The organism is Paenibacillus terricola, assembly GCF_014779765.1.
Lineage (GTDB): Bacteria > Bacillota > Bacilli > Paenibacillales > Paenibacillaceae > Paenibacillus_T > Paenibacillus_T terricola.
Genome location: NZ_JACXZA010000007.1, coordinates 302,884 through 328,695 on the forward strand (window position 1 = coordinate 302,884; position 25,812 = coordinate 328,695).

Genomic DNA, 25,812 nt, shown 5'->3' on the forward strand with positions numbered 1-25,812 from the left:
CTATTGCACCCCTTTGTCTTCCCTGATTTCCGCGTTATCGACCGGTAAAATAAGCTGGACGGTTGTACCTGCTCCGTAATAGCTGCCGATATGAATGCCGAAGTCGCCGCCATATCTCAGTTTGATGCGTTCTTCCACATTCCTCAGGCCATAGCTGCCGTTAGGCGTCAAGCTTGACCGCATTTGACGAAGCGTATCGGGCCGCATGCCGATGCCGTTGTCGATAATGCGCAATTCGATCCTATCGCCCAAGCGCCTGCCCGTAATTCGGATGGCAATCGATTCCCCGAACCAAGCGTGCTTGAAGATGTTTTCAACGAATGGCTGCAAAATTAATTTAATGACGACAACGTCCATAATATCCGGATCGATATCGATATACACCTGGAACGCATCCGCATACTTGACGCGCTGGATTTCCAAATACGTCTTCACTTGCTCCACTTCTTTTTCAAGCGGAATATACACTTGCCCTTCGTTTAGCGTTAGCCTATAAAATCTGGAAAGTCCTTGCACCATTTGGGTCACCTTCTCGGTTTCCCCTATATTCGCCAAGCTGCCGATCGTTGACAGCGTATTATATAGGAAATGAGGATTGACCTGGGCTTGAAGCACGTCTAGCTCCGCTTGTTTTTTCTGGATGCCCTGTTCATACACATCCCGAATCAGTTCCTGAATGCTTTGGGCCATTTGGTTAAAGGCGGTCGCAATGTAGACGAACTCATCGTTCCCTTTTAAGCCGATCCGCTTGTAGAAATTACCTTCTTGAAACGATTGGATCAAAGCAACGATCCGCTTCATTTTTTTGCCGGATAAGCGGGCCACGAGAAAACCGATGAGCGCCATTACCAAGAAGCTGATAAAGCAAACAGCGCTAATAACTTGCTGCATGCGGCTTGCGTCTTTGTTCAAATAAGCGCGGGGCACCCACGTCTCAATGGAATAGTTGGAGCCGGGGATCTTCTCGCCGATGATCAGATACGAGCCTTCCCGCGCCCGCTCGTTCACGGTCCCCCGCTCATATAGACTCGTTCCCGACTGCTGATCCATCAAGCGAAGCGCAATCCCTTGTTCGATCGGGAACGCGTCGAAATTGCCGAGCAGCTCGTCGAACCTCGCAGTTATGCGAACGTAGCCAATTACGGATTGATCGCCATTGGAGGCGAACAGTTTGCGGAAATACGAAATATTGCCGAGCTCGCGGTCCGTGTCGATCTGCAGCCATAAATTGTCCATGTTCGAAGATACGATGGAACGGAACCATTCCGTATTCTCAACGCTATCGTCCGACAGTACGTAGTAATCGCTTTTTCCGATGGGAAGCTTCATATCGTCGCCCGTAATATCGAGCATCGCGTCGTTGACCGCATAAAGCACCAGCCTCAGCTTGTTCCCGTACAGCTGCAGGGGAGCTTTCATATATGGAACGACATCGTCCCGCATCTTCAGCATGTTCTCCCGTAGATCACCATGGAACTGCAGCGCGTTCTGGAACGTTACATTGAGGAACAGCGCGTTCGCTAAACGCGTAATTTCTTCCATTTGGTACTCGATATTATTCCGCGTCTGCTGCAAAGAAGTACGAATATTCGTCTCCGCCATATCGGTTCTAGATTGCACCAGCATTGTGTAAGAAATATAGCCCACCAGAATATCGGTCAGCAACATAAGAGCGAGATAAGGAATCAGCGTCTTGTAAGTGAACGGCATGTACTTTTTGCTGTATAGAAGTCTGATCATGCTCAGGCTCTCCTTATGATCGAGGTCGTCTTAGGAATAAAGAACAATTCTGAATCATTTTACACCGAATGCATAAGAGGTTACTAGCCGACGTTCGGTTTGACCCGTTCTGCAAGTATATTCAGTGACAGCTTGTTAGCCCCATGTTGACTTCGCGGCATAAAAAATACATCGCCTGGGTTATTAGCCACTTGGCGATGTATTCACAATCTGCATAGAATAGGTTCATTGAAAGATGATATTCATCCGATTCACATCAGCATTCAGGCTGCTTGGGACTGTGAGCCCAATCATACCATCTGGAATAGCACCTAGTGCCGAGACCTCCATATAATAGATATAGGTGAATATCACCTCGTTTGCGAAATGCAAACCTTTATACTCGTATGGATTTACCGCGCTTTGAATCTCGTTCCTTTTTTCCTCGAACAATTGCTTCGCCTCACCAACTCGCATCCGACGCAGCCTCTCGTACTCTTCTCCACGTCGCCAATAAATGCAGCTACTTTTTAAGGTCTGTGATTTCTATTTCTGGTGTCCATACAACATCTATTGTACCTAAATTCTTAAACTCACTTTTATTCATACAATAAACATTGAATGTATCTGTTTTACGCATATCAAAGTCAACATTCTCATAATAATCTTTATCAACGATTATCGTATAAACTTTACCGTTATAATTCTCGAAATAGATATTTTCAGGATAAGTCGACCCTTCATTTTGATCATATATTTGATATCTAGAAGTACGCCCCTTATCGTTGGTGTCATATAGCATGTAGATATTGTTTTTCTTCTTTAATATTGCGTAGCCATTCAAATATAACGTTGAATTCAATCTAGTTTGTGACCAGGCTTCCCATTTAAAAAATAATTCTTTTTCCCCGTCATTATCAATGTCTGCTATGGTGTACGTTCTACCTACAAACTGTTCCCTGACATCATGATCAATCAATGAATATTGAGGATCAGTCGTTTGCAGCACATGCTCATCTGGAATATCCCCGTCCAAGAAAGTAATTTTCTTAGCATACTTATCTTTAAGATGAAGGATCACGTCTTCATTGCTGTTGGTGTTAATCTCGTAGGTTGGATATGTAATATGAATGCTAGCTATACTGTCAGCCTTATTGCTGTGCAAATAAAATATTCTCAGCTCTATATCATCAAACACTACCATATATACTTTATTACTACTCTTAAAGAATTGAATATCCGAATAATTCCCTTCGTACTCACTATTGTCAGGTATTTCAGGATACCATTCTGAATATTTAGAAGTTGCCCTGTCTAGTTTATAAAGCTGTGTAAAAGGATACAGACCCGTACCGCCTAAACCATGGCAGCCGATCTCATCTGTTCCGTCATTATCGACATCAGCAGAATAGCATTGCCTAAACTCACTATCAATGGACTCACTAATTCCTAATTCACTTAACGTTATATAGGTATTATCATTGATGAGTCCTCCGTTTATTCGTTGTCCTGACGAATCAAAAAAGGGGATTTTTCTTTCCGCCGAGTATTTGACGTTGTCACTGTGAGGCTCTGCATTATTTTTTAAATTTTCAATAACGATGTCCTCAATGCTAAGATCCGGGAAGCTTTCATCTTTGTATTCATCTTTAACACCAAGAAGATTAATGATTTTCTCTCTATTCTCGTTTAGGAAATCGCCATTTACGGGGTCTATATAATAGTTCAAATAGTCATTTACGGATACCTCATAGATTCCACTTGCAGGGTCAGTAGCAACATACTTGATTTTATCCTTGCTAATATCTAATTTCTCGGAAGCCAAATCAATTGCCTGATTGATACCAAGCTGCGGTTTATCATTCATTTCCGGCTCATCTTCATCCATTAAATTCGTGGCGGTAGAAGTAGGCGCAGTCACTGGAGTAGGTGAAATACTATCTTTAGTTTGTACACATGAAGTCAGCAAACAGATTATAAGAACGATAAGCATACTGAAATATATGATTTTCAGTTTGTTTTTACTATTATTCATCTGGACTCCATGACCCCATTCGATGTATTCATAATTTTTCAGGATTATATTTACTTTATCACAAAACCCGGCATTTTCATTGTAAGCACTTCGTTCAATTAATCGATGCCTTGTCGTCTCTCTCTGTAGTGTATATCTCAATATTTAATGAGAATAAGGTGTCAAGCCGATCAATAAAGTGTTAGAATTGGGGGAAAAACCTTAATATGACAGTGCTTAACTAAAGCATATGGGCACATTAGCGTGGAGGTAGCTGACTTGTGTTGACTATCGGCTGGAGTATGAAAAGGTGAGAAAGCGAAGGGGGTAATCGTTCAACTACTTTACGTATCTTACTAATATAATAATACGAGGAGGGATTACATGAAAAATACAATTTGGTTGCTTTCACTTGTCATTGTTCTCCTTGGCAGTGGACTCATTTATTCCATTCGGTTGAATGTCACGAACAAGGATGATGACCTTCAGGGAATTATTCTTAGAAAAGTCGATCAAAATGCTTTGAGCAGAATGAATACACTCTATGAGAAGTTTCTAGATCATAAAGACGATTACTTAATGATAATAGAGCCTAATATAGACAGTGGGCCAGTAATAACTAACATCAATTCAAGCGGCAAGGAAATTGTATGGATAAATGATGCGTCCAGAGATGTATACACGAATGGAGAGATAGAAGTTTATAAATGTAAAAAGTTAAATAGAACGAAGGAGAACAAGACAACAATCTTTTCAGTTTCAAATTGTGAGGGGTATCCAGTAGACGATCTAAAGGGATCAATTACGTTTCCGAATAAATAAGAAAAGGAATGTATTCCAGAGAGCGATTAAGCATATGACAACGTTTCGTATCTTATATTCAAAAGAAAAGCCGCAATTTCGCGGCTTTTCTAAGGTTATTTAATATCCCTGATTTTTCTCTTTACTTCATCATAAGATTCATTTTCCAAACTCGAAATTTCATTTGTGCCGTCAAACATAGGTTTGACCTTATTATCCGCATTAACTTTTAAATAACCAGCACTAGGATGCACGTCGGTATACCTGCCTATTGTCTTGTTGAAGGCCAAGTTAAAGATTAGCTCATCGCCGATTTTCAATTCTGGACGGAGACTGATTTCATCTTCCGATATATACACTGTAATTTCCTGATTATCAGGCTGCCCCTTTATTACATCAGACACCGAAATCGTATAGTTTGTACCCGAACGGATACGAGTTGACTTCCCGCCCTGAGCATCGACTGCCGCCCTCTCCGGAGTTCCTTCTATAAGTTGGATTTCTTCCTGAACATTTTCGGTTTTAATGATTTTTCCTTTGACAATCAACGTAGAGTGACTAACTAGATCTTTCAAATCTCTGGGATCTGTTATTCGGATTAATCTACCGCTGGCGGTTTCAACAATACGAGATTTTACAGAAGGTGCTTCTGCCGCCTTACTTTTAGTATCCGACAGCTCAATACTGCTATAGACAGTGACAGCCAATGCTGCACATACTAGTAGAATATATTTTTTCATCCTGCCTCTTCCTTTCTCTTTCGATTAATATCCGTACATTTTTTTTACATCATTTACTTCATGATTCTGAGGCAGGTAACTTTGTCCTAAGCTAAAATAATCGTAACTCATTATTGAAGGATCCGTACTTGTATTAGCCGGTGAGTATTGAGGTAAATGGGAATGGCCTAGAGCAAGAACATGTCCGAGCTCGTGGCTCATAGTAAACCGATAAATAAAAGCCGAAGGGGAATTAGGGCTCGGATTTAAATAAATATTTGCCCCTTTGAGCTGTTTGGTAGAAGCACTTGCTGTAGCAATGGAAGTAATAGCCAAACTATTAGTATCATATAATTCTGTAACTCCCAAGGTTTCCGAGAATGGCCCGTCCGGGTACATAGAATCCCAATATTGCTGAGAAGCAGTGACCATATAAGTATTGGGTACTGGTGTTGTGGTGGTAGTCGTAAATTCAGCAGGAACTGCAGAAGAGTGCCATGCTGTACGAGCATCCTCATAATACGTTGACCAAGATCCGGTAAGACTTTGTTTATTAATAATGACTTTCAGACGGCCAGTACTCGTGTTTTTTGGAGTCCACCTAAGTGGAATTGTGGTGATGGTCGAGCCGCTTTGTGTAAAATACATTTCGTGTGCAAAAGCATTTGTACTTGTTAAGAACGCAAAGAGCGTGAACATAGCCAGCACAATAGTTAACTTCTTTTTCATTACAAGAACACTTCCTTTTCTTTAATAGTTGTTAATTGAGTGCTCAATACCATCCTTTCAAACGGAACTTTAGTGATGCACATTAGTTTATTAGTAAAACAGAAGAACGTTCAAAACCTATGACCTCATCATCACCTTCCTAAAATAGGAATATATTATTCACCTTATATGGTACATAATTACTATTTATGCGGCTATAGTTAATTAGTCTTAATTTCTATTAATGTATAAAACTTGATGTATATGAAGGAATTCCATCAATTAAACGCAAATTTTTCAAGGTTAAGTATATCTCTGGCCATCTGCTTGGTGCCATCAATTGCCTATGGAGCGAGAGTTCGAATCGGCATGCTCTGTAAGTACTCTCAGAGAACGCTTGTTTGCCCCATGTTGACTTCGCGGCATAAAAAATACATCGCCTGGGTTATTAGCCGCTTGGCGATGTATTCACAATCTGCATAGAATAGGTTCATTGAAAGATGATATTCATCCGATTCACATCAGCATTCAAGAGAGTCGCAACAGGTCATTTGCTCCCAACCCCTCACGACCCTCCAAACCGCATCCGACGCAGCCTTTCGGCTTCATTTACATAGCTGTATGAAACAAAAGACCTTGTGCCTCTTAACCGGCACAAGGTCTTTCTAGCTCAATTATCAATAATGACACTTGCCAACTTGAGATTCACAGGGTTGGCGATCGTATCGCCTACAGGGCACTTGCTCTCCAGAAATTGTATAAACTCCTCAACCTTTTCTCTCGGCGAGTCCGTCTTGATTCGGAATGTATATCGGATGTCGGAGTAGCCTGGACGAACATCGGATCTGTTGAAAAATCCGTCGAGGTCGATATCGCCTTCAACCTCAACATGGAAATCGTCGAGCTTCACACCGAACTTGGGTGCATATACTCTTGCCACAATAGATTGGCATGCGCCTAACGAGGCAAGCAAAGCTTCGACAGGATTCATGCCTGTATCCGTTCCGCCCAAACTTTGAGGCTCGTCAATGGTCAGCTCGAAATGTCTGGAGGTCGTTCTCACTTTTACTCCGTCTTGCAAATGCGCAGTCGCTTTAAAGGTTTGAACAGCCGACATTGTCATCTCTCCCTAGATAATGAAGTATGTAATTCCAACACACGTAATTCCTAGTATTCAGCTATGTTTTATAAATATTATACGTGTTGAACCTACATACCGTCAATCTAGTAAATAAGTTTGCTGACGGTCATACTTAATGTTATCGAAGGTAGCCGAAAAGAACGCCAAAGAGGGCTGCAACAGGCCGCGTTCTCGCTACCTGTAGTAACCCCCAGCCCGCGTCCGATGCGGCCTCTTTTTAAACTCGGTAATCTTGCTCCTCTATTAATAACTCAAGCTATAGCATCACACTATTGAATAGTCGAACCAAAGATCGCAACATTCTGATTGCTCAAAGCAAACTGATTCCCGTTCCACGCCAAGGTGTTCAGGACATAACCCAAGGAATCCGCGTTATATCTTCCGGCTATCTTCTGGTACGCAAGCAGCTCATAAACTTTATTACTGTCGAAATCTACAGGGTACAAACCGCTTAACGGATTTACAAACCCTGATATAGGCTGCTTCAGCTTCCCGTTGGTCTGGTAGATCTCCCCCAGATATTCCTTGTCTCTACCGGAGATGTCGATGATGTATCTCATGTTGTTCAATTTGCTGACAACCTCAACTCTGTAATTGTCCAAGTAAGTCACCGTATATTGATAGAGGTCATTATAAGCCTTGTAGTTGAAAATGATTGTCGGAACGTTATTCAAGTACGAGTATATAAAGTGGTACATGATCCCTCCGCTCCCGCCGGTATTGATGCTGATCAGAATCTGATTCACCTTATTCCCGGTGAAGTCGCCTAAGAAAAGGGTCGGATTATATCCCGCATCATCCTGTAATCGCACTTGGGTTACTCTGCCGCTGCTTCCGTCTTGCACGACCAATCTGATTTGTTGAATAAACGGACTGTCCGGCGTTCGAACCCCTGTAAGATACACCTTGTCGGATACCCCGTCTCCCGTCACATCACCCTGTGCGAACGCTACGACACTCGACTGACTCGTTACTAGCCCACGATAGTAATGATAACTCATCCCGTTAGCTCCCTTTTATAAATGCCCTGGATTTTAACACTCGTTCTTTATGATATGGGCATTTAACGCATACAGTTACTGCGAATGGGAACGGCATGTCCTCTCCTTCTTGCCTCCATTACAGAAAAAAAACATCGCCAGGCAGGGTATACAGCTCCTGAGGCGATGTATTCTACTATCAAATGCTGGTGGGAACAGGTCCAACGGAACCACAACGGTACTACTTAACTGTAATCTTCGATCACCAGTATTTTGCCTTCTTGAATTTCGAATACAGACTTCCCCTTAAGCTGAATCTTATCTCCACTTTTTAATCCATTGGGCAAATCTGTCGCCAGTATGGCTTCATAATCAATTTGGACCTCCGCTTGGTCGGCAATTGCACTATAGTTAGTTATCGTCTGGCACCGACTAGAGAACATTTTAGCGGACTTTGCTGCTAACTCACCGAATTGTTGCATTCCTCTGGTCTCCGTATCCATCACGCCATTGGAGTAATTCCGAAATAGTACCTGTTCATGCATAAGTCTAAGCATTCCTTCAATATCAAATAAATTGTAAGCCTCAATATAACGTTCAATGATTCTTTTGTTGTGCTCGCTCATTGTTTAGTCGCCTCCAAGGTCCACGAGAGATACCTCTCTATTCGATTAAACTCAGTCAGATTCCTTTATCTTCCTAATTCCCTGCACGATCCGCCCCTTGAGACTCTCACTCAGCGAGGAAGATGTCGGTTTCAGCACGATGGAGAAGCTCGAAGAGAGCGTTGACTCCATATTGACTTTGAGCATAAAAAAACATCGCCCAGGGCACAAGCCCATATGGCGATGTATTCGGCTCTTACCTATTACTAACACTTCTCTTCGCGACACTTTCTCGAATAACCAGCTTGTTGGGCAGCAGCACTTTGGCCGGCAGATTATGACGCTTGTTCAGACGATCAATTAAGAGCTGAACCGCCCAGTTCCCCATCTCGACAATTGGCATTCCCACCGTCGTCAGCATCGGGGATACATAACCAGACAGCTCGATATTGTCCATGCTAATAATCGACAGTTGCTCAGGCACCTTGATTCTCGCCTCCGAGAATCGTCGCAGCGCAGCTATTGCCGCAATGTCGGTTGCGCAAAATACGGCAGTCGGCAGCGGTGAAGCTTTCGTGAGCAGCTCCTCCGCTCCCTGGTAGCCGCCAGGACCATTCTGCGGGCAGTTACTCACCCATTTGTCCGAGTATTCCAGTCCGTATTTGCGAAGGATATCGCAGTAGGCTTCAAACCTTACCTCGTTTAACGTCTCGCCAATATATCCGATCCGTTTGTGTCCATTGGCAATCAAGTGCATCATCGCAATTTGTGTAGCTTCATACCCGTCGCAAATAACCTGATCACAGTTTGCCGAAATCACGTTACGCCCTACATAGACCAAGTTTTTGTAATGCTTCTCGAGAAAGCTCATGCTGTCGTTACTGAAGCGGCCCAATATAATGGCACCGTCCGTATGCGATGACTCGATCTGATCAAGCAGGGAATCGGTCTCAATATCAAAGAGCGAATAAGAATGACGAACGGCATAACCCAGCTCCAGCGCTTGTTGTTCGATGGCACGCGACACTTGCGCAAAGAAAGGATCATCCTCCAATTGTCTGGTGCGCCCCAATATGCACGAGATGGAAGGCGGAGCCGACTTGCGGGAAGTACGTTTGCCAAGTTTGAGCTCTCTGGCATTCTGATCTGGCACATAGCCGATTTCTCTCGCACACATCCACACCCTGTCGCGAACCTCTTTCGTGGCAAAGCTATTGTCAGGGGAATTTAGTATGCGCGAAACCGTTGAGATGGATACACCCGCCATATTGGCGATCTGCTTTAAGGTCATCCGACATACCCCACGTTCATGCTTGTTTATTGGAATATGATAGCTTGTTTTTACGCAAAATAAAAGTAGATTTGCGCAAATCGAACGCAAATTTGCGTGGGAATCATAAGTGAAACGTTTGCGTAATCAATACTGGTCTTCCCTATCGAAAAAACATATACTTAGATGAACATTATGCTGATTTTTCGGGTTGGATTTGTCGAACTACATCGATATATCGTGGCCAGCTGCGATTCAAATTGGCACTATAGGAGTGATACACTTGTCGCTGACACACTTAGATAAACTTGAGGCAGAGGCGATCCACATTTTCCGGGAGGTTGCCGCTGAATGTGAGCGCCCGGTAATGCTCTATTCGGTAGGTAAAGACTCGTCGGTATTGCTGCACTTGGCATTGAAAGCCTTCTATCCTGAGAAACTGCCATTCCCGCTGCTCCATGTCGATACGAGCTGGAAATTCCACGAAATGATTGAGTTCCGTGACCGCAGAGCTCAGGAGCTCGGCGTTGACTTGCTTGTTCATCGCAATGAAGCCGCTATTGCGGAGGGCATCAATCCGTTCGATCACGGATCGGCATATACGGATATCATGAAGACGCAGACGCTCAAAGAAGCGCTGACGAAATATCAGTTCACCGCCGCTTTCGGAGGCGCACGCCGTGATGAAGAGAAGTCGCGCGCGAAGGAACGCATCTTCTCGTTCCGCAACGAGAAGCATGCATGGGATCCTAAGAACCAACGTCCGGAGATGTGGAAGCTGTACAACACCCGCATCAATAAGGGTGAAAGCATGCGCGTATTCCCAATCTCCAACTGGACGGAGAAGGACATCTGGCAGTATATCCAACGCGAGAACATCGAGATTGTTCCGCTGTATTTTGCAGCAGAGCGTCCGGTTGTTGAGCGTGACGGCAATCTTATTATGGTGGACGATAGCCGCATGCGTCTGCTGCCAGGAGAAACGCCTGAGATGAAGAAGGTACGTTTCCGTACATTAGGCTGCTACCCTCTTACAGGCGGGGTTGAGTCGGAGGCGGATACGTTGGAAGAGGTTATCGCAGAGACGCTGTCAGCTACGACTTCCGAACGAACAAGCCGCGTCATTGACAAGGAAGCTGCAGGCAGCATGGAGCGGCGCAAACGGGAGGGGTATTTCTAATGAGTCAGACAGCGAGCAGTCTTCTTAAATTCATAACTTGCGGAAGCGTGGACGACGGCAAGTCAACGCTTATCGGTCATATTCTTTACGATTCCAAAATGCTCTATGCCGACCAGGAGCAAGCGCTTATGCTGGACAGTCAGGTTGGCAGCCGCAACGGAGCGATCGACTATTCCCTGCTGCTTGACGGCCTGATGGCCGAGCGCGAGCAAGGCATTACGATCGACGTTGCCTACCGCTACTTCAACACCGACCGTCGCAGCTTTATCGTTGCCGATACGCCGGGACATGAAGAATACACCCGCAATATGGCCGTAGGCGCAGCTTTCGCCGATCTGGCTATTATTTTGCTCGACGCCAAACAAGGCGTTCTGGTGCAAACTCGCCGACACGCTCGCATTTGCGCGTTGATGGGCATTAAACATTTTATATTCGCAGTGAACAAAATCGACCTTGTCGGCTACGATCAGCAACGTTTCCTGAGCATCTCTGAGGATATTCAGCAGCTCCGCAATGAGCTTCGTCTCGAGAATGCGGTTATCATTCCTGTCTCGGCAACAGAAGGCGACAATGTGACGAAACGTTCTCCCAATATGGAATGGTATGACGGTCCAGCATTGCTTGAGCATCTGGAAACGGTCGACATTTCGATGGATAACACCGAGAGCGGCTTCTACATGCCGGTTCAGCGCGTAAGCCGTCCGGATCACACTTTCCGCGGCTTCCAAGGACAGATTGAGGCAGGCCAAGTTGAAGTCGGCGAGACACTGACGATTCTGCCTAGCGGCGAGACGGCAATCGTTAAGTCGATTCATGTCGGAGATAAGAACGCAGGCAGCGCTATCGCTGGGCAGCCTGTTACGATTCAGCTTGATCGCGAAGTCGACGTTTCACGCGGCTGCGTGCTGACTAAGGATGCAGGCTTGAAAACGGCAACCACCATTACGACGACGCTCTTGTGGATGGATGAACAGCAGCTCGTTCCGAGCAAGGAATACTGGATTAAGCTGGGCACGAAGATGCTGCCGGCCGTGGTGACAGATATCCATCATAAGGTAGACGTCAATAACGGCAGCTTGCTTCCAACTAATACTGCGGTCAAGAACGAGCTCGTCAGCTGCGATATCGTAGTTTCTGAACCGCTCGTTGTCGATGAATTCCTGCTGCACAAAACGATGGGCGCACTTATTCTGATCGACCGAGTCTCGCATGCGACGGCGGCATGCGGTGTTGTTGTATCGGTAGGCAGCGAGAATCAGGATGGCGTGGTTCTGCAGGACGGCGATGCTAAGGTGCAAGTCAATCTGTTCGACAGCTTCTGGTTTGAGCCCGATGTGAACATGGTGCTGCGTGAGAAACATCCAGCCGCTACGTATAACAAGGGAGATGCGCTGCCTCTGCAAAGCGAGCAATGCGCATACCCTGCCGATTTCGATCTTCAGTCGGATGTTGGTTTCGCTAATATCCGTGGCGGCGTATTTACCGGCTTCGGCCCTCGCAATCCGCAATTGCCATTGCTTGATGTGAACGGACTGGAAGCCGATAACGGCACCACCGGAAGCTTCGGCAAATACCGTAATATTCTCGTGCGCAATAAAGGATAAGACATAGAGACGGGTAAACCGCTCTATGAATGATTGCGTGGAGATAATATAAAATGCCTCCCTTGGATATACGCCTGCGTGAACAGGCGCATCTGGGGGAGGCATTTCTTATCTACATAATTACGGATTAATTACTTATTATCTATAAATAATAACAATGCGCTATGATCCGTAAACTTTAATGCGGAGCCCGTCCTCTCATACACTTACCTAATCAGTTATTTCATACACATTGGGAAGTGGTTTATTAAAACCGAAATACAAGCATTTCCCCCTGTTCGGGATGACGACCTAACTCCTCGGTGTACTCACCGTTCGTGCATGCATGCAGCGTCTTACGATAAAACTTTATCGCACGCTCATTACGAGCAGTGGGATTGGTCTGCAGCTCCCAACGACCTGGCATCATGTCCAGCAGCTGCCGCATAGCTATCTCGCCTATACCCTTCCCTCGATACTTGCGCATAAGAAAAAACTCGTTCAAATAATAATCAATGTAAGAGGGACATGGCGTATAAGGCGGAGTTGCCACAAAGATAAGTCCCGCGGGGAGATCATCCACCTTAATGAGATAAGGGAATAGAACGCCTGGGTGCTCCCACCACACATCAAATACCTGAATTTGCTCGGCTAATGTCCGCGTATCATCGTCTTCAAACACACCATAACGGTTTGTATCGCGCTCCCATATCTCGGATAGATCATACAAATAAAGCGGGTATATATTATTAATAATAAATTTGTCTCCAATGCCGCACAGCTGCAACTCTACATTCATAATTTCCCTCTCCCTTCGTTGGGTTTATGTGATTAATTAACGATAAGTATACAGATCCAGCCTTTTATTAAGTAGGCAGAGAACACTTATAAGTGTTTGCCCTATCAATCAAAAGGCCCGTGTCGGATATGAGCCAACACGAGCCTTTCGCTATTTTTCTTTCTTATACACGATCTTCTTAATGCTATCCTCAGATAAGCAATACAAGTCCGAGAGCTGATCCAGACTATAACCTTCACGGTGTAATTGCTTCATTTCAGAATTTCGCTTCATCAGATACTCTCTCTGGCCTGAAATTTGCCCCCACCCTTTTCGACGGCCTTCCGGAGAAGGAATGTAGAGTACTGTTCCTTGCACATATTTTTGGATTTGTCGAACTAACGCATCAGGTAAAATCTCGTTTGCAGATAAATATTTCATTGGCTTCGCCCTTTCATCTAGTAGATGGCAAGGTAACAAAGCCCACATGACAATCTTACTAACTTCACCGAACCAGTGCAGTTAGCGGTTAGTTAATACTGCTCCATGCAAACAACCGCTATCGCTTGTCACGTAGACTTTGCATGGAGCGAAGATCAAAACCTTGCATCGAGAACTTTTTCGGATGAATTAGTTGTTGATTCCCTATCATTACGACTACCTCTCTTTCGAAAATAATTTCCTACTACTGTAGTTTCTTTATAAATCAGGTAAACCCCTTCGTTAGCCAGTAATAAAATTGATTGCTGACTGTATTGGGGAATCGTTGATCTTTTGTTGATTGTCCTTCATGTTCCGTTTACTTGTTAACTCCGTGTTAGACTTCAGGGTATTAAAAATACACCCCCAGAGCCCTTGGGCAGCTTGGCGGTGTATTCGTCATTAAAGTACTGCTTTTCACTATTTTTCGTCTCAGGTCGCAATCGGATTCTCCCCATAAGAAATCCAATCACTCCAATTGTGGAATTTACCTATGGTACGGTTCTCCGTATCATCTATAAAGCGAAAGCGAAGGCACCCTAATGGGTGCCTTCGCTGCGTAACGGTATATATGGTCTGCCCTCTCCTGCAACGAAACGATGTGCGCCGCTTCTGTACGCCGGACAACCGACGAAGCCCTTGACTGCTGCTGTTTAAACTATCGTTCCCCGTTCAATCCGCTGGGTGGAAGGGAAGAAAGCCTATCGGCATAAATGGCTCTCCGTTCGGCTGCGATGCGCTCTACGCATTGCAGATGCGCGATTTGCTCTTGCAAGTGGTTAATATGCTTCGTCAGCAGATCCACGCGTTTGCTTAATATCTGAGCAGTCCACGTATCGGGCAGTTCCTGCCGCGTCAAAAGACAGCCATCCTCCGCGAACAGTGCGATGTCCTCGAGCCTCATGCCGGTTTTCTTCAGCCCGTCGATAAACGCGATAATTTTCAAATCCGAATCCGTATAGCGCCTAGCCTGACTTCCGTCCGCGCGCTGCGGTTCGGGTAGCAGGCTGATCGATTCGTAATAGCGCAACGTTGAGGCGGGGATGCCAGTCATTCGGGATACTTCGCCGATCGCGTACATCCAGATGCACCCTCTCTATGCGTTTATGCATTGACCAATACAATCTTACCTGCGGCCCTGGAAGTCTCCAACATCTCATGCGCCTGGATCGCATCCTCTAGCGGAAGGGTGCGGGAAACGAGTGGCTTAATTTCCCCTCGCGCCAACAGATCCAGCACTGCCGCCGCATCCTCCCGGAACCAATCGGGCTGTTCCTGTTTCATCCCCGTAATACTATAAAGCGAAATGGGATTTCCGTTCTCGGTAGCCTGCTGTTCGGCCAGCCGCTTCCATGCGGTTGCCCAGTCTTCCGCCTCTCCCGCCCGAAGGATGGAGGTATAGCCGTAACCGATGAACCGACCTTTGGCGCTTAAGGTTTGCATGGATCTGCGATAGTTGTCGCCGCCGATCGGATCGAGCACGATGTCCATACCCTCTGGCGCTTGTTCCCGGAGCACGTTAACAAAGTCCTGACTGCGATAATCGATGGGGAAGGCCCCATATATCGTGACAACCGCATGCTTGACCTCGGAGGCAGTACCGTACATCCGAAGTCCGGCAAGCTTGCCAAGCTCCAACAGAGCCGTGCCAACACCGCCACTCGCCCCATGAATCAATATTCGCTCACCCTTGGTTGCGCGTGCCAGACGATGAAGCATTTGGTAGGCGGATACGTAATTCAGAATGACTGCTGCCGCAAGCAAGGGATCTAGACCATCAGGAATCGGGAATACCTCATCGGCTTTGGCATATGCATGCGTGGAATAACCGCCGGCGCCGTTGAAGAAGATGCCCACTCGTTGCCCCGGATGGAAGTGCTCCATTTCCGCTCCTGCCTCTTCGACGATTCCTACTGCATCGTATCCCGGTGTATACGGAAGCGATAAGGAGGCCGGGTATTTCCCCGCCCGTCTCAACACATCACCGAGTGCAACGCCAGCAGCTTGAATCTTGATCCGCAGCTCTTGCGCGAACGGGGGACGAAGCGGCTCCCTGACCCATTCCATCGCGTGCGGACCTCCGAACTGGTTGACGACCCAATGCGAACGAAACATAAGCATCTCTCCCCTGATTGAGTGATGCTTCTCATTGTAGCGTTTAAAGTTAACTTTAAGTCAAGGAAAAAAATAAAGTCTCCCGTTTACAGTCCGTCCGCGTCTTTCAATCAAGTGATACGGCTCAGCGTGATTAATCTTTAACTATAAATGTTGACTTTCCGTTGATTTGTCCCAACTATGTTTCATCGGACAATCAGCAGGAAACGTCGGAGCTCCCCCATGGATTCGAAACCCCGATCGCGAGGTTAGGCGCTCTTTTACTTATCATATTTCCAGAATCGACCTTTGCCTTCGGCGATCCATTCAAGGGCTTCATCTATTCGCTGTTGTTTTGTGGCATCGGTCTTTGCACTTTCAAGCCATACGATGTAGTTCTTGCGGAATGACGGTGATTGGTTCTCAAAAACTTGTTGAGCAGTAGGATTTTTCGATAGTGCTTCCAGGAAATATGCCGGAGTTTCCACTGGGTTGCTGCCCGGCGCTGCTTTGGCTGTCTTGTCAAGTTTCACGCCTCGGTCATTTAAATCCATCGCTTCTTTGATAAAGCCTGCGAGTTCTTCATCTGATGGCAGCTCAGACATACTCGTGATTCTGCCCATAAATCGCTGGCCTGGCTTTACCTTCTTGCCACCAGCAAATCGGGGATCGCTCATGAACTCAGATTTTATAAACGTGAGCGAACAGTGGTTTTTAGATGAGGCTAATACGCACATGAAATCGTTTTTGTAATCAAAATGCGGGATGGCCCACTTAATTGATTCCACTACATTAGGGCAGTTTTTGTGGATCTGCTCTCTAAGATGATTGAGGATTGGTTTGGCAAAATCCTCAGAGTTTTCGATGTACTGTGTAACTTTTGGGTCAGTGCTCTCTAGTGACATTATATATATTCTCCTGTACCAAGAGGGTATCTCACCGTTAGTGTGGCCTTATACCTTGTTCGCTTGGATTCCCATATTTTATAATTATTATATATGAACCCTATTATTTCTGCCATCTTTTGGTGACTCTTTTGCACCTATTTTGAGAGGAGTGATTCATATGACACACTCGACAGCAACCCGCGAACGTTTAACTTCCGCTGCGGTCATCTTGCATCATCCCCTTAATTATTACTTCAACATCTTTCTCCGAGTCTCAAAAAGTACTTACAGCACGGATCACCGAACGCTCGCTAATACGCCTCACAATGCTCTGTACAGACAAAATTGAACGTACTGGCGAACGTTGTCGACGGTGAGTTCGTCTAGTTTTAGTGTCGGGTATTGCTCCATCAGCCAGAGTTGCAGGTAGCGGTAATGGCTCTTATGGTCGTTCAGCGTCCAGGGCTTTAAGCCCTCTGTTTCTTTGGGCCCTTTCGAACTTAACTCCCACTATAACTATTTTACTATACTTTGATTTTTTGGTTAATGTAGCCTATAATGTTGTTTGATTCTATTAGACTAGTAACGAAAGGTGCCGAAAAACATGCGTAGTAAGCTTAGTCTCCTATTATCTGTTCTTGTATTTATTTCATGCCTGTTTCCAATTAGTTCCTTAGCCTCCAACGGAGGAGACAAACAGATTTCCAAAATCATTGAACAAGTTCAAATCTCGTCCGTCAATGCTACTACATCTGTTCTCTCCGCTAAGTTGAAGAAACATTATACACCTAGGCTATATGTTGGAACCAACCCCCACAGTGCGAGTTTAAACAACCCGATTATCACTCACACCGGAGAGCAGTATAAGATTGAAATGAGTGGACTCAACCCAAAAACCACCTATTATTATCAAATCGAAGCTGTCTCTACACAAAAAAATGAAAAAAGCATTAAGAGCGGTGTATATTCCTTTACAACCCTCGTAGCAACAAACCCTCTTACAATCACGGAAGTAGAGGCTTACCCTAATACTTCATTCGCCAAAATCCAATGGCATACTAATTTCAATGCGACATCGACTCTGCTCTACGGTATAGATCCTAATAATCTGGACAAATCGGCTAAACCTGTTCAGGATGGAGGAACTTTTCACGTGGCTTACCCTAGTGAGATGTCACCAGGAAATACTTACTATTACCGCATTGTAGCCGATGATGTACTTCACAATCATACAGAGAGCGCTCTCTATTCCGTCACAACGCCACTAGAAAGCTCTGTAGAACTCACTGAGGTGGAGGCCTTCTCTGTTACTGCAACATCTGCGAAATTACAGTGGAACACAAGCAACAACTCTTCTTCAGCAGTGTTATACGGTACAGACCCTAATTTTCTGGATCAATACGCCACACCTGAACAGGATGGGGAAACTTCCCACCTTGCTACTCTAGATCAGCTTCAGCCTAGCACCACTTACTACTATCTCGTTTTAGTCGATGATATTTATAGCAACCATGCCGAGAGTGACGTTCAGTCCTTTACGACTCAAGCGGCTGTTGACACCAGCTTAACCATTACAGGTCTCACTACCTACTCAATTGAAACAGCTTCTGCCAAATTGCAGTGGAACACAAGCAACAACTCTTCTTCAGTAGTGTTATACGGTACAGATCCTAACTTCCTGGATCAATATGCCGTGCTTGAACAGGACGGGGAAACTTCCCACCTTGCTACTCTAGATCAACTTCAGCCCGGTACGACTTACTACTATCTCGTTCTAGTCGATGATATTTATAGCAACCATGCCGAGAGTGAAGTGCAATCCTTTACGACCCCGTTCTAGATTTTTGATGTAATTTATTTTATTTTCTACAACGATGCAAAAACGGATACCCCATCGGAGGTATCCGTTTTTACTTATTCGCTATCTTCCACAACCGCTTATGAGCTAAACTTGATATTGATTTCATGTTGAATGACACATCTATTCTTTTGAATTGTTGACTCGCATGCGACAACCAGGAAGCATCACCTCAGTGTTGGGGCGTCCCGCCCCCTTGTTATCTATACAGGCATCACAGAGATAACGATTGAGCATTCAGTCTAGCCCGGCAGGCGAAAATTCCCATGGCGCAAATGCTGACTCCTTCGAGCCACAAAAATACATTGCCAGGGTGCGTTTCCCCTATGACGATGTATTTATTTAAAAGCACTGTTATACGCCTTCGATTCTTCTTCATTCCCGGTAGCCACGGGATTCTCCCTATACGATATCCAATCACTCCAGCTTAAGAATGGGCTTATTATACGAGACCCCAAGCTGTCTATAACCGCGAGTTAATTACACTTTTCAATCTCACTCAAAATACGTTCTGGTTGTACAGATAACGGGCTTCGTAAGCCTGACTTATTGATCAGCCCTTCGGAAACAAAGCTACTTAGCTGCTCTTGAAACGATTGGAGCAATAGGAATACTCGTCGGAGTCGGATACTCCAATTTTTCGAAATACCCTGCTGTATTAATTGCCGTTCTTATGCTCGGTGCCATCCATGCACATCTTTTCAGGGCCACACATAACCCCTATATGTCGATCAATGCATTGCTGATGTTGTGTGTATCCATCACGCTTATTGTTATGTAATGCACAACTTTCCGTTAGTTATGGTATGGTTCAGCGTGATTAATCTTCAGCTTTAAATGTTGACTCTTCGTTGATTTGTCACTCGGTCTCTCGGATCTTACGCTTCTACCGATTCAAGTGCTCGAGCAGTTCCGCGTCTAGCTGAATATGGAGGGCTCCGAGATTCTCCTCCAACTGTGCCAGATCGCTAACCGCGACAAGGGGAAGAACCTTCGGCACGTTCTGAAGCATCCAGGCAAGTACGACCTGGTTCGGTGTTGCTCCTAATTCTCTGGCTACTTTCCTGATGGCTTGCAATCGACTCAATTGCTCCTCGCTTCGGTAACCATCGGGGATGGAGGCATCTTCCCGACTATATAAACCCCCAAGCAACGGTGAGAACGCTAGCATCGTAAAATCATCATTTTCCTTGCAATACGCGAGCAAGTTATCATCCGCACTCACCTGAATCCCAAAATCCGCATTGATTCTAGGCTGCAAATACGTATACCGCTGCTGTATACAACTATAAGACGCCAAGCCCTTTGTGGTACTAATCTCTTTGGCCTCAAGGAGACGCGAAAATGGGTAATTGCTGCACCCTAACGCCCTTACTTTGCCCGCTTTAATTAATCGGTCAAAGGTTTCTAGGGTTTCCTCGAGCGGAGTATTGGTATCGTCGATATGCGCGTAAAGTAAATCTACATAATCGGTTCCAAGACGCAGCAAGCTTTCATCAATAGCTTTTTCAATCGCTTTACCACTCAGGCCTTCGATTTGATCGAAGCCTCCGCCCGGAACCGTCGGTTTTGCTCCAACCTTTGTGGCTACGATTATCCCGCTCCTATTTTTCCTTACCCTGATCCACTCGCCGAGCAGAGACTCGCTCTCACCGCCGAAGCAGCCCTCATTCCAAAAGGCGTAGTTGTTAGCTGTATCCAAAAAGTTTCCCCCAGCTTCCGCATAACGATCCAGCAGCCGGAATGATGTTTCCTTGTCCGTTCGGGATCCGAAGTTAAGGCAGCCCAATGAATAGGCGCTTACACTGAGCCCTGTTGTTCCTAATGAAAATTGTTGCATGCTTTATCCTCCTTTTTCATGTATTTCACCTTTGACTTCGGCTTCCCAGGAGCGGTAGTAGTCAATTTTATCCCGAAGTAGGTCCAGTGTCTGACGAATCTCTTGAGCCTGTTCCAGCAACATCCGTTCATGATCCTCCAGTAGCGCCCTACGTTGGGAGATACCTGCATCGCCTAATCGCATCATCGCGGCGAATCGCTGCATCTGTACGATCGGCATTCCCGTATTCCGAAGCCTAGCGAGCAATACAATCCATTCAAAATCATTCTTCTGATAAAACCGATGTCCGTTCTTGGCCCGTGGAATCGGATCCATCAGTCCGATCCGCTCATAATAACGTAGCGTATGTACGCTGAAACCGGTCATCTCGGCCACCTGCTGAATGGTCAACTCTTGCCCTTGCCCCTGCTCTTTCATTTCCAGCCCCCCTACGAAATCACTTTACAAGTTTGAGCACGCTCTAAGTCAATAGCGGCTCACCCCGTTTTCGATTTTTCGAATCAAGTGAAAAGTCCGCGACTCGGTGTTCTCTTGATATGACTCCGCACTATAAGAAGTCTCTATTTTCTAACCAATCTCATATAAATCATTTAATACAGGCACTGCATCCCCCTCGAATAGTTTGTTTTTTATTTAACAGAATTTGTGTTACACGATCTATTCTCTTAATTGACACTAAATCCTTCGATCAATAGGTCACGTTGATTCGGCTCATACAAGTGCTTAATGTGTTGATCTCAGCGAAATATCAATGGCATAGTCCTCAGAGGAGGAGTCTGACCTACTCTGCTCGGAGGATACGAGTAAAAACTCGGTCATCACTATGGTGTAAGTACTTTCGGAAGATCATGTTGACTCCGTGTTGACTTCGGACATTAAAAATACACCGCCAGAGCCTTTGGGCAACATGGCGGTGTATTCGTCATTTCGTTACTCTTCATTCCCGGTTGCGATTGGATTCTCCCCATAACTAATCCAATCACTCCAACTACCCGCGTACAGCCTAACGCGCGTGTAGCCCGCTTCCTCCAGCGCCATCACGTTTGGCGTTGCCGTTACGCCCGAACCGCAGTAGACGATAATCTCGTCGTCCTTCGCCAGTCCAGCCTGCTCGAACCGTGCCACATGCTCGTCCTGCGACTTCCACGTACCGTCTGCTGTGCGGCTTTCGCCCCAGAACAGGTTCATCGCGCCTGGAATATGGCCTGCCTTCTTGTCGATCGGCTCCACTTCGCCGCGGTAGCGCGCGCCGTCGCGTGAATCGATCAGCTTCACGCCGTCTTCCTCGAGCTTCTCAAGAACCTCGTCCATCTCGATCAACCGATTGTGCTGCACCGTTGCTAGGAACTGTGCTGGCTCAGGCGTACGAATTTCTGCCGATACAGGACGTCCCGCATTCACCCACGCTGCGAAGCCTTCGTCGAGCACATACACCTTCTCGTGTCCGAGGTACTTCAGCAGCCACCACAAACGCGAAGCCATCGCGCCGCCTTGGTCGTCATAAGCAACAACAACTGAATCGTTGCTGATGCCCACTCGGCTTAACGTACCCGTCAACTGGGCAGCATCCGGCAGCGGATGACGTCCGCCATATCCATCCGGATCAAGCGGAGCCGACAGATCCTTCTCCAGATCCAGATAGATCGCGCCTGTAATATGCGACGCCTCGTACGCTTCTCGTCCAGCGTCTGGCTTGCCAAGCTGGAACCGGCAATCTACAATAACCAAGCTTGTATCGTCCAAATGAGCCAGCAGCTCTGTTTGCGGTAAAACATTCACGTCTAATCAACCACCTTTGTCTACATTTTATATATTAGCCTCTGCCGCAGTTTAAACCGTGAGCAGTAAGTTCGCAATTACCCTGTACTTAACGTCACCGAAGGGCGAAACTAAAAATTAAGTACGTCGCAACCACTCCTATTTGTCCATAAACGCCGCGATCGGATATTTAAGTATGGAGGAATCCACTCTTCATTTCTCGCCGCCCTCTAGTTACCTGCCGAACACCGAACAAAGCTTGTTCTTCCTAGTACCTACCCTACTGCACCCCGAGTGATTTGGCAACAGCCTGAGCTTGACCATTCGTTTGTCCAACATGCACCAATAGATGCTATTCATTCCCTGCCTGTCACGCCATCACACCAATAACTGCTATTCTCCCCTGACTTCGCGAACGATCTCTCACCGTCTACTAGTCCATTTCTAACCCGATTCGCTCCCGCTCGAACAACCCCGCGGCGAACCCGCGCGTCAGCACAATGGCCTTCTCCAGCGCCAATGTCGTCCCGGCCCAAGGATGCTTCGTTCCAAAAGTATGGTCCGCATCCAGCAGCAGCACGTACCGATGCTGAGGCGCCGCCTCCTGCAAACGGTGATAACCTGCCACCAGTCTCGGCGTGTCGGCATCCCCTTGTACGAATAAAGCCGGCATCTGCAGCGACGCTGCCTGCGCCGCGATATGATAGCGCTCCTCGTTGAGCGCCAGATCCTCGAAGAATGACGCCGCTATCGGCATCTGCTGCTTCGTCCGCGCATTCGTCACATAGCCGACGCCATCCTCCAGCACCTGCTGACGGAACTCCTTCGTGAACAGGTTGCAGTCCGCAATTCCGTTCCATGAGACAATGCCTCTGACCTCAGCCGGATGTTCTGCAGCATATAGCACACAGTCGCCACCGCCTCTGCTGTGACCCACCAGCAGCACGTGGTCCGCATCCATCGCATGGCTAAGCGGCATCCGACCGTTCCGAATGGCAGCCATCACCACAGCGAGATCCCGCAGCTCCAGCGTATGTGTATTCCGCGCAAATTTGTCCAGTTCATCGAAGTCAGCGCCAACCGCCCCCACTCCATTGTGTGAGAAATTGAACGTAACAACCACATACTCCTGACCGGCGAGGCGCTGCGCCGCATACGGGAACATTCCCCAATCCTTGAAGCCTTTGAACCCGTGAACCAGAACGATAACCGGCCTCCTCGACTCCCCTTCAGCCTTCATACGAACGTCGCCCCGCAGCCAGATACCCGGCTCCAGCTCCCAAGCGAACGTTTCATGCAGCATACTCATGGCGGCCCACTCCCTCTATGTATGTATTGTGACCCCCGTCAGGTCTCGCAGCTATCGCAAATGTGCATTCATCATAGCATTCTTGCCAGCCGCTAGATAGCGTATCATCGACCTGCATCGCCCGTACTACCCCTAACCCTGTTCCGACACAAAATAAAGCGCAAGCACTGTTCTCACGAACAATACCTGCGCTTCTTCGCCAATATCCCTAACCCTCCGCCTTACGGCGTCGCTACAGCCTCTGGCTCCTTCACACCATCCATCCGGCGCTTGCCGGCTACGGCCATGAAGGCGAGTGAGACCAGCATGAGCACGGCCAATCCGGCGATGAGCCACATCGTCGTTGTCGTGCCATAGCTGTCCATCAGCCAGCCGGCGATGCGCGGGAAGATCGCTCCGCCAATACCGCCTGCAGCAACCATTAAGCTCGTCGTCCGCTCCGTCAGCCCTTCAATGCGGCTATTCGCATAGACAAGGCCAACCGCGAACATACCCGACATAATGAGACCGCCAATGCACGTCCATACGACGAGGCCGGTGAACGACATCGTTACCGCCGACGCGGCGAACACAATGACCGAACCGATACAAGCAATCATCAGGTAGACAGGATAGGTAATACGATCCGCCAGTCTGCCTGCGAACAGCCTCCCGATAACCATGAACAGCCAGAACAAACTCAGCACCGACGCGGCGTTTGTCTCTTGTGCACCCGTACGCTGCATCAAGAACGAGGCCAGGTAGTTGGAGAAACTCATCTCCAGCCCGACATAAATCAAGAAGAACAGGATGCCGAATGTCAGAAAAGGCACCATGCTGCGGGTGTACTTCGACTTCGCAATCGGCGCCTTGCCTGCTGCGACTGCACGTGCCTCAGCCGAACGGGAAGGCCAGCCAATCTGATCATCGGCCTTGCCGAACGATACGGTTAGCCACAGCAGCATCGTTACACCGGCAATCGCGGTCAGCAGCGGGAATGTCAGCTGCCAGTAACCAAGGTGAATGAGATAAGCCGCTCCGAGCGGCATAACCAGCGCGCCGACTCCGAAGAATACTTCCAGGAACGACATCGAGGATGCTTTGTTCTTATCGTCCGACAGCTCGATAATCGTCGCGCCGACGATCGCTTCCGCCATACCGAATCCAAGACCCGCGAGCGGAGCGATGACCAGCATCAGTCCCCACGGCGGCAGAATGCTGTACGCGGCCTGCGCAACCGTAAGACTGCCGAAGGCAATGACGAGCGTGCTTCGCTTGCCGATCCGCGAGGTCAGCAGGGGAGCGACCAATACGCCGATCAGATAACCAACGAATTGATCGGAGATCCACAAGCTTCCTACTTTATAATCCAAATCGTAATATGCAATAATCGGCTCCAAAAGTGCACCAGTAAGAACCATAGCTAGCCCTATTAAAAAATAGGACAGACTGCCGACAGCGATCAGTTTACGCATACAAGCTCCTTAAACTTAAAGCTAAGATTGCGATGCAATGCTCTCATCATATCATGATCGAGCTCGGTTCGTTATAATGACACCAACAAGGATTCGAATCTTTCGTGACAGGAGATCATGCCAACAATGACTATTCCATCCCCATCCCCGCAATTTCGCTTCGTTCCGATGAGCCGCGAGCATGCCCAAGAGCTGTGCAGCTGGCGCTATGAGCCGCCATTCGACCTCTATGGCTGGTCCGACTTCGGCCGGATGGAAGCCGAAGGCATTGAATTCGGCGATCCCGATATCCGCAGCCAGCAATATGCTGCTGTACTTAATGAAGAAAGCCACATGATCGGCTTCGTTCAGCTGTTTCCGCTGCTTGGCGTCACTCGGCTCGGACTTGGGCTGCGCCCAGACCGATGCGGTCAAGGGCTTGGTGCAGCATTCGCCCTGGCCGCTGCAGAAGAAGCGATCCGTCGAGCGCCTCAAGACGAGATCGATCTAGAAGTGCTCACGTGGAACCAACGAGCCATCCGCGCCTACCAGAAGGCAGGCTTCCACATCACCGACACTTATGTACGGCCGACGCCAACAGGAGAAGCCGAATTCCACTGCATGGTCTTCGCCGCCGCTGACTGAGCAGCGACGG

24 protein-coding genes and 1 pseudogene are annotated in these 25,812 nt (G+C 47.1%); 6 read left to right on the forward strand and 19 right to left on the reverse strand.

Going from position 1 to position 25,812, the window contains the following annotated elements; translation table 11 throughout:
- The 3 genes from H8B09_RS25255 to H8B09_RS25265 all read right to left on the reverse strand — a co-directional run bounded on the left by H8B09_RS25255 (position 1) and on the right by H8B09_RS25265 (position 3,754).
- Positions 1-1,740 (reverse strand): sensor histidine kinase, encoded by a 1,740-nt coding sequence (locus H8B09_RS25255; RefSeq protein ID WP_191206357.1) that lies wholly within the window; start codon positions 1,738-1,740, stop codon positions 1-3.
- 225 nt (positions 1,741-1,965) lie between these two features.
- Positions 1,966-2,196, reverse strand: a complete 231-nt coding sequence (locus tag H8B09_RS25260; RefSeq protein WP_191206358.1) for a hypothetical protein — start codon at positions 2,194-2,196, stop codon at positions 1,966-1,968.
- 46 nt (positions 2,197-2,242) lie between these two features.
- Positions 2,243-3,754, reverse strand: a complete 1,512-nt coding sequence (locus H8B09_RS25265; protein ID WP_224753983.1) for a hypothetical protein — start codon at positions 3,752-3,754, stop codon at positions 2,243-2,245.
- Positions 3,755-4,117: 363 nt separating this feature from the next.
- Between H8B09_RS25265 and H8B09_RS25270 the strand changes: the two genes are divergently transcribed.
- Positions 4,118-4,555 carry a DUF4362 domain-containing protein gene (locus H8B09_RS25270; RefSeq protein ID WP_191206360.1) on the forward strand — a complete coding sequence of 146 codons (438 nt, stop codon included), beginning with the start codon at positions 4,118-4,120 and terminating at the stop codon, positions 4,553-4,555.
- A gap of 95 nt (positions 4,556-4,650) precedes the next feature.
- On the opposite strand, the gene H8B09_RS25275 is transcribed toward H8B09_RS25270, so the two are convergent.
- The 6 genes from H8B09_RS25275 to H8B09_RS25300 all read right to left on the reverse strand — a co-directional run bounded on the left by H8B09_RS25275 (position 4,651) and on the right by H8B09_RS25300 (position 9,978).
- Entirely contained in the window at positions 4,651-5,274 is a 624-nt protein-coding gene (locus H8B09_RS25275; protein ID WP_191206361.1) for a hypothetical protein, read from the reverse strand.
- 24 nt (positions 5,275-5,298) lie between these two features.
- The gene (locus H8B09_RS25280) at positions 5,299-5,982 is read right to left on the reverse strand and encodes a zinc metalloprotease (protein WP_191206362.1); all 684 of its coding nucleotides are present in this window, start codon (positions 5,980-5,982) and stop codon (positions 5,299-5,301) included.
- A 649-nt stretch (positions 5,983-6,631) separates the two neighbouring features.
- Positions 6,632-7,078, reverse strand: coding sequence for an OsmC family protein (locus tag H8B09_RS25285; protein WP_191206363.1), 447 nt, complete (start codon positions 7,076-7,078; stop codon positions 6,632-6,634).
- 293 nt (positions 7,079-7,371) lie between these two features.
- Positions 7,372-8,103: a YybI family spore inner coat protein gene (locus H8B09_RS25290; RefSeq protein ID WP_191206364.1), complete on the reverse strand. Its 732-nt coding sequence runs from the start codon at positions 8,101-8,103 to the stop codon at positions 7,372-7,374.
- Between the two features lie 224 nt (positions 8,104-8,327).
- Entirely contained in the window at positions 8,328-8,708 is a 381-nt protein-coding gene (locus H8B09_RS25295; protein WP_191206365.1) for a nuclear transport factor 2 family protein, read from the reverse strand.
- 235 nt (positions 8,709-8,943) lie between these two features.
- Positions 8,944-9,978 carry a LacI family DNA-binding transcriptional regulator gene (locus tag H8B09_RS25300; RefSeq protein ID WP_191206366.1) on the reverse strand — a complete coding sequence of 345 codons (1,035 nt, stop codon included), beginning with the start codon at positions 9,976-9,978 and terminating at the stop codon, positions 8,944-8,946.
- A 262-nt stretch (positions 9,979-10,240) separates the two neighbouring features.
- On the opposite strand from H8B09_RS25300, the gene cysD reads away from it, so the two are divergent.
- A complete protein-coding gene (cysD, locus tag H8B09_RS25305) occupies positions 10,241-11,137 on the forward strand; it encodes a sulfate adenylyltransferase subunit CysD (protein WP_191206367.1) in 897 nt (298 codons plus the stop codon).
- Positions 11,137-12,741 carry a sulfate adenylyltransferase subunit 1 gene (locus tag H8B09_RS25310; protein WP_191206368.1) on the forward strand — a complete coding sequence of 535 codons (1,605 nt, stop codon included), beginning with the start codon at positions 11,137-11,139 and terminating at the stop codon, positions 12,739-12,741. The genes cysD and H8B09_RS25310 overlap by 1 nt, the downstream gene beginning before the upstream one ends.
- Before the next feature lie 247 nt (positions 12,742-12,988).
- Here H8B09_RS25310 and H8B09_RS25315 read toward each other — a convergent pair whose 3' ends face one another.
- The 5 genes from H8B09_RS25315 to H8B09_RS25335 form a co-directional block, all read right to left on the reverse strand.
- Complete coding sequence (locus H8B09_RS25315) at positions 12,989-13,519, reverse strand: GNAT family N-acetyltransferase (protein WP_191206369.1); 531 nt, start codon at positions 13,517-13,519, stop codon at positions 12,989-12,991.
- Between the two features lie 150 nt (positions 13,520-13,669).
- Positions 13,670-13,939: a CD3324 family protein gene (locus tag H8B09_RS25320; protein ID WP_191206370.1), complete on the reverse strand. Its 270-nt coding sequence runs from the start codon at positions 13,937-13,939 to the stop codon at positions 13,670-13,672.
- 697 nt (positions 13,940-14,636) lie between these two features.
- On the reverse strand, positions 14,637-15,059 hold the full coding sequence (locus H8B09_RS25325; RefSeq protein ID WP_191206371.1) for a MerR family transcriptional regulator: 423 nt from the start codon (positions 15,057-15,059) through the stop codon (positions 14,637-14,639).
- A 23-nt stretch (positions 15,060-15,082) separates the two neighbouring features.
- The gene (locus H8B09_RS25330) at positions 15,083-16,093 is read right to left on the reverse strand and encodes a medium chain dehydrogenase/reductase family protein (protein ID WP_191206372.1); all 1,011 of its coding nucleotides are present in this window, start codon (positions 16,091-16,093) and stop codon (positions 15,083-15,085) included.
- Positions 16,094-16,353: 260 nt separating this feature from the next.
- Entirely contained in the window at positions 16,354-16,977 is a 624-nt protein-coding gene (locus H8B09_RS25335) for a YdeI/OmpD-associated family protein (RefSeq protein ID WP_191203390.1), read from the reverse strand.
- Positions 16,978-17,563: 586 nt separating this feature from the next.
- On the opposite strand from H8B09_RS25335, the gene H8B09_RS25340 reads away from it, so the two are divergent.
- Together H8B09_RS25340 and H8B09_RS25345 are read left to right on the forward strand one after the other, a co-directional pair.
- Positions 17,564-18,799, forward strand: coding sequence for a fibronectin type III domain-containing protein (locus H8B09_RS25340; RefSeq protein ID WP_191206373.1), 1,236 nt, complete (start codon positions 17,564-17,566; stop codon positions 18,797-18,799).
- Positions 18,800-19,403: 604 nt separating this feature from the next.
- Positions 19,404-19,598: pseudogene (locus H8B09_RS25345) on the forward strand (DoxX family protein); the annotation flags it as partial.
- Between the two features lie 105 nt (positions 19,599-19,703).
- Here the strand turns inward: H8B09_RS25345 and H8B09_RS25350 are convergent.
- From H8B09_RS25350 to H8B09_RS25370, 5 genes are all read right to left on the reverse strand, one after another.
- Positions 19,704-20,657: an aldo/keto reductase gene (locus tag H8B09_RS25350; RefSeq protein ID WP_191206374.1), complete on the reverse strand. Its 954-nt coding sequence runs from the start codon at positions 20,655-20,657 to the stop codon at positions 19,704-19,706.
- Positions 20,658-20,660: 3 nt separating this feature from the next.
- The gene (locus tag H8B09_RS25355) at positions 20,661-21,074 is read right to left on the reverse strand and encodes a MerR family transcriptional regulator (protein ID WP_191206375.1); all 414 of its coding nucleotides are present in this window, start codon (positions 21,072-21,074) and stop codon (positions 20,661-20,663) included.
- A gap of 513 nt (positions 21,075-21,587) precedes the next feature.
- The gene (locus H8B09_RS25360; protein WP_191206376.1) at positions 21,588-22,436 is read right to left on the reverse strand and encodes a sulfurtransferase; all 849 of its coding nucleotides are present in this window, start codon (positions 22,434-22,436) and stop codon (positions 21,588-21,590) included.
- A gap of 412 nt (positions 22,437-22,848) precedes the next feature.
- Entirely contained in the window at positions 22,849-23,724 is an 876-nt protein-coding gene (locus H8B09_RS25365; RefSeq protein ID WP_224753984.1) for an alpha/beta hydrolase family protein, read from the reverse strand.
- 221 nt (positions 23,725-23,945) lie between these two features.
- Positions 23,946-25,178: an MFS transporter gene (locus tag H8B09_RS25370; protein WP_191206377.1), complete on the reverse strand. Its 1,233-nt coding sequence runs from the start codon at positions 25,176-25,178 to the stop codon at positions 23,946-23,948.
- Positions 25,179-25,310: 132 nt separating this feature from the next.
- Here H8B09_RS25370 and H8B09_RS25375 point away from each other — a divergent pair, with 132 nt between their 5' ends.
- Positions 25,311-25,802 (forward strand): GNAT family N-acetyltransferase, encoded by a 492-nt coding sequence (locus H8B09_RS25375; RefSeq protein WP_397376097.1) that lies wholly within the window; start codon positions 25,311-25,313, stop codon positions 25,800-25,802.
- Positions 25,803-25,812: the final 10 nt, after the last annotated feature.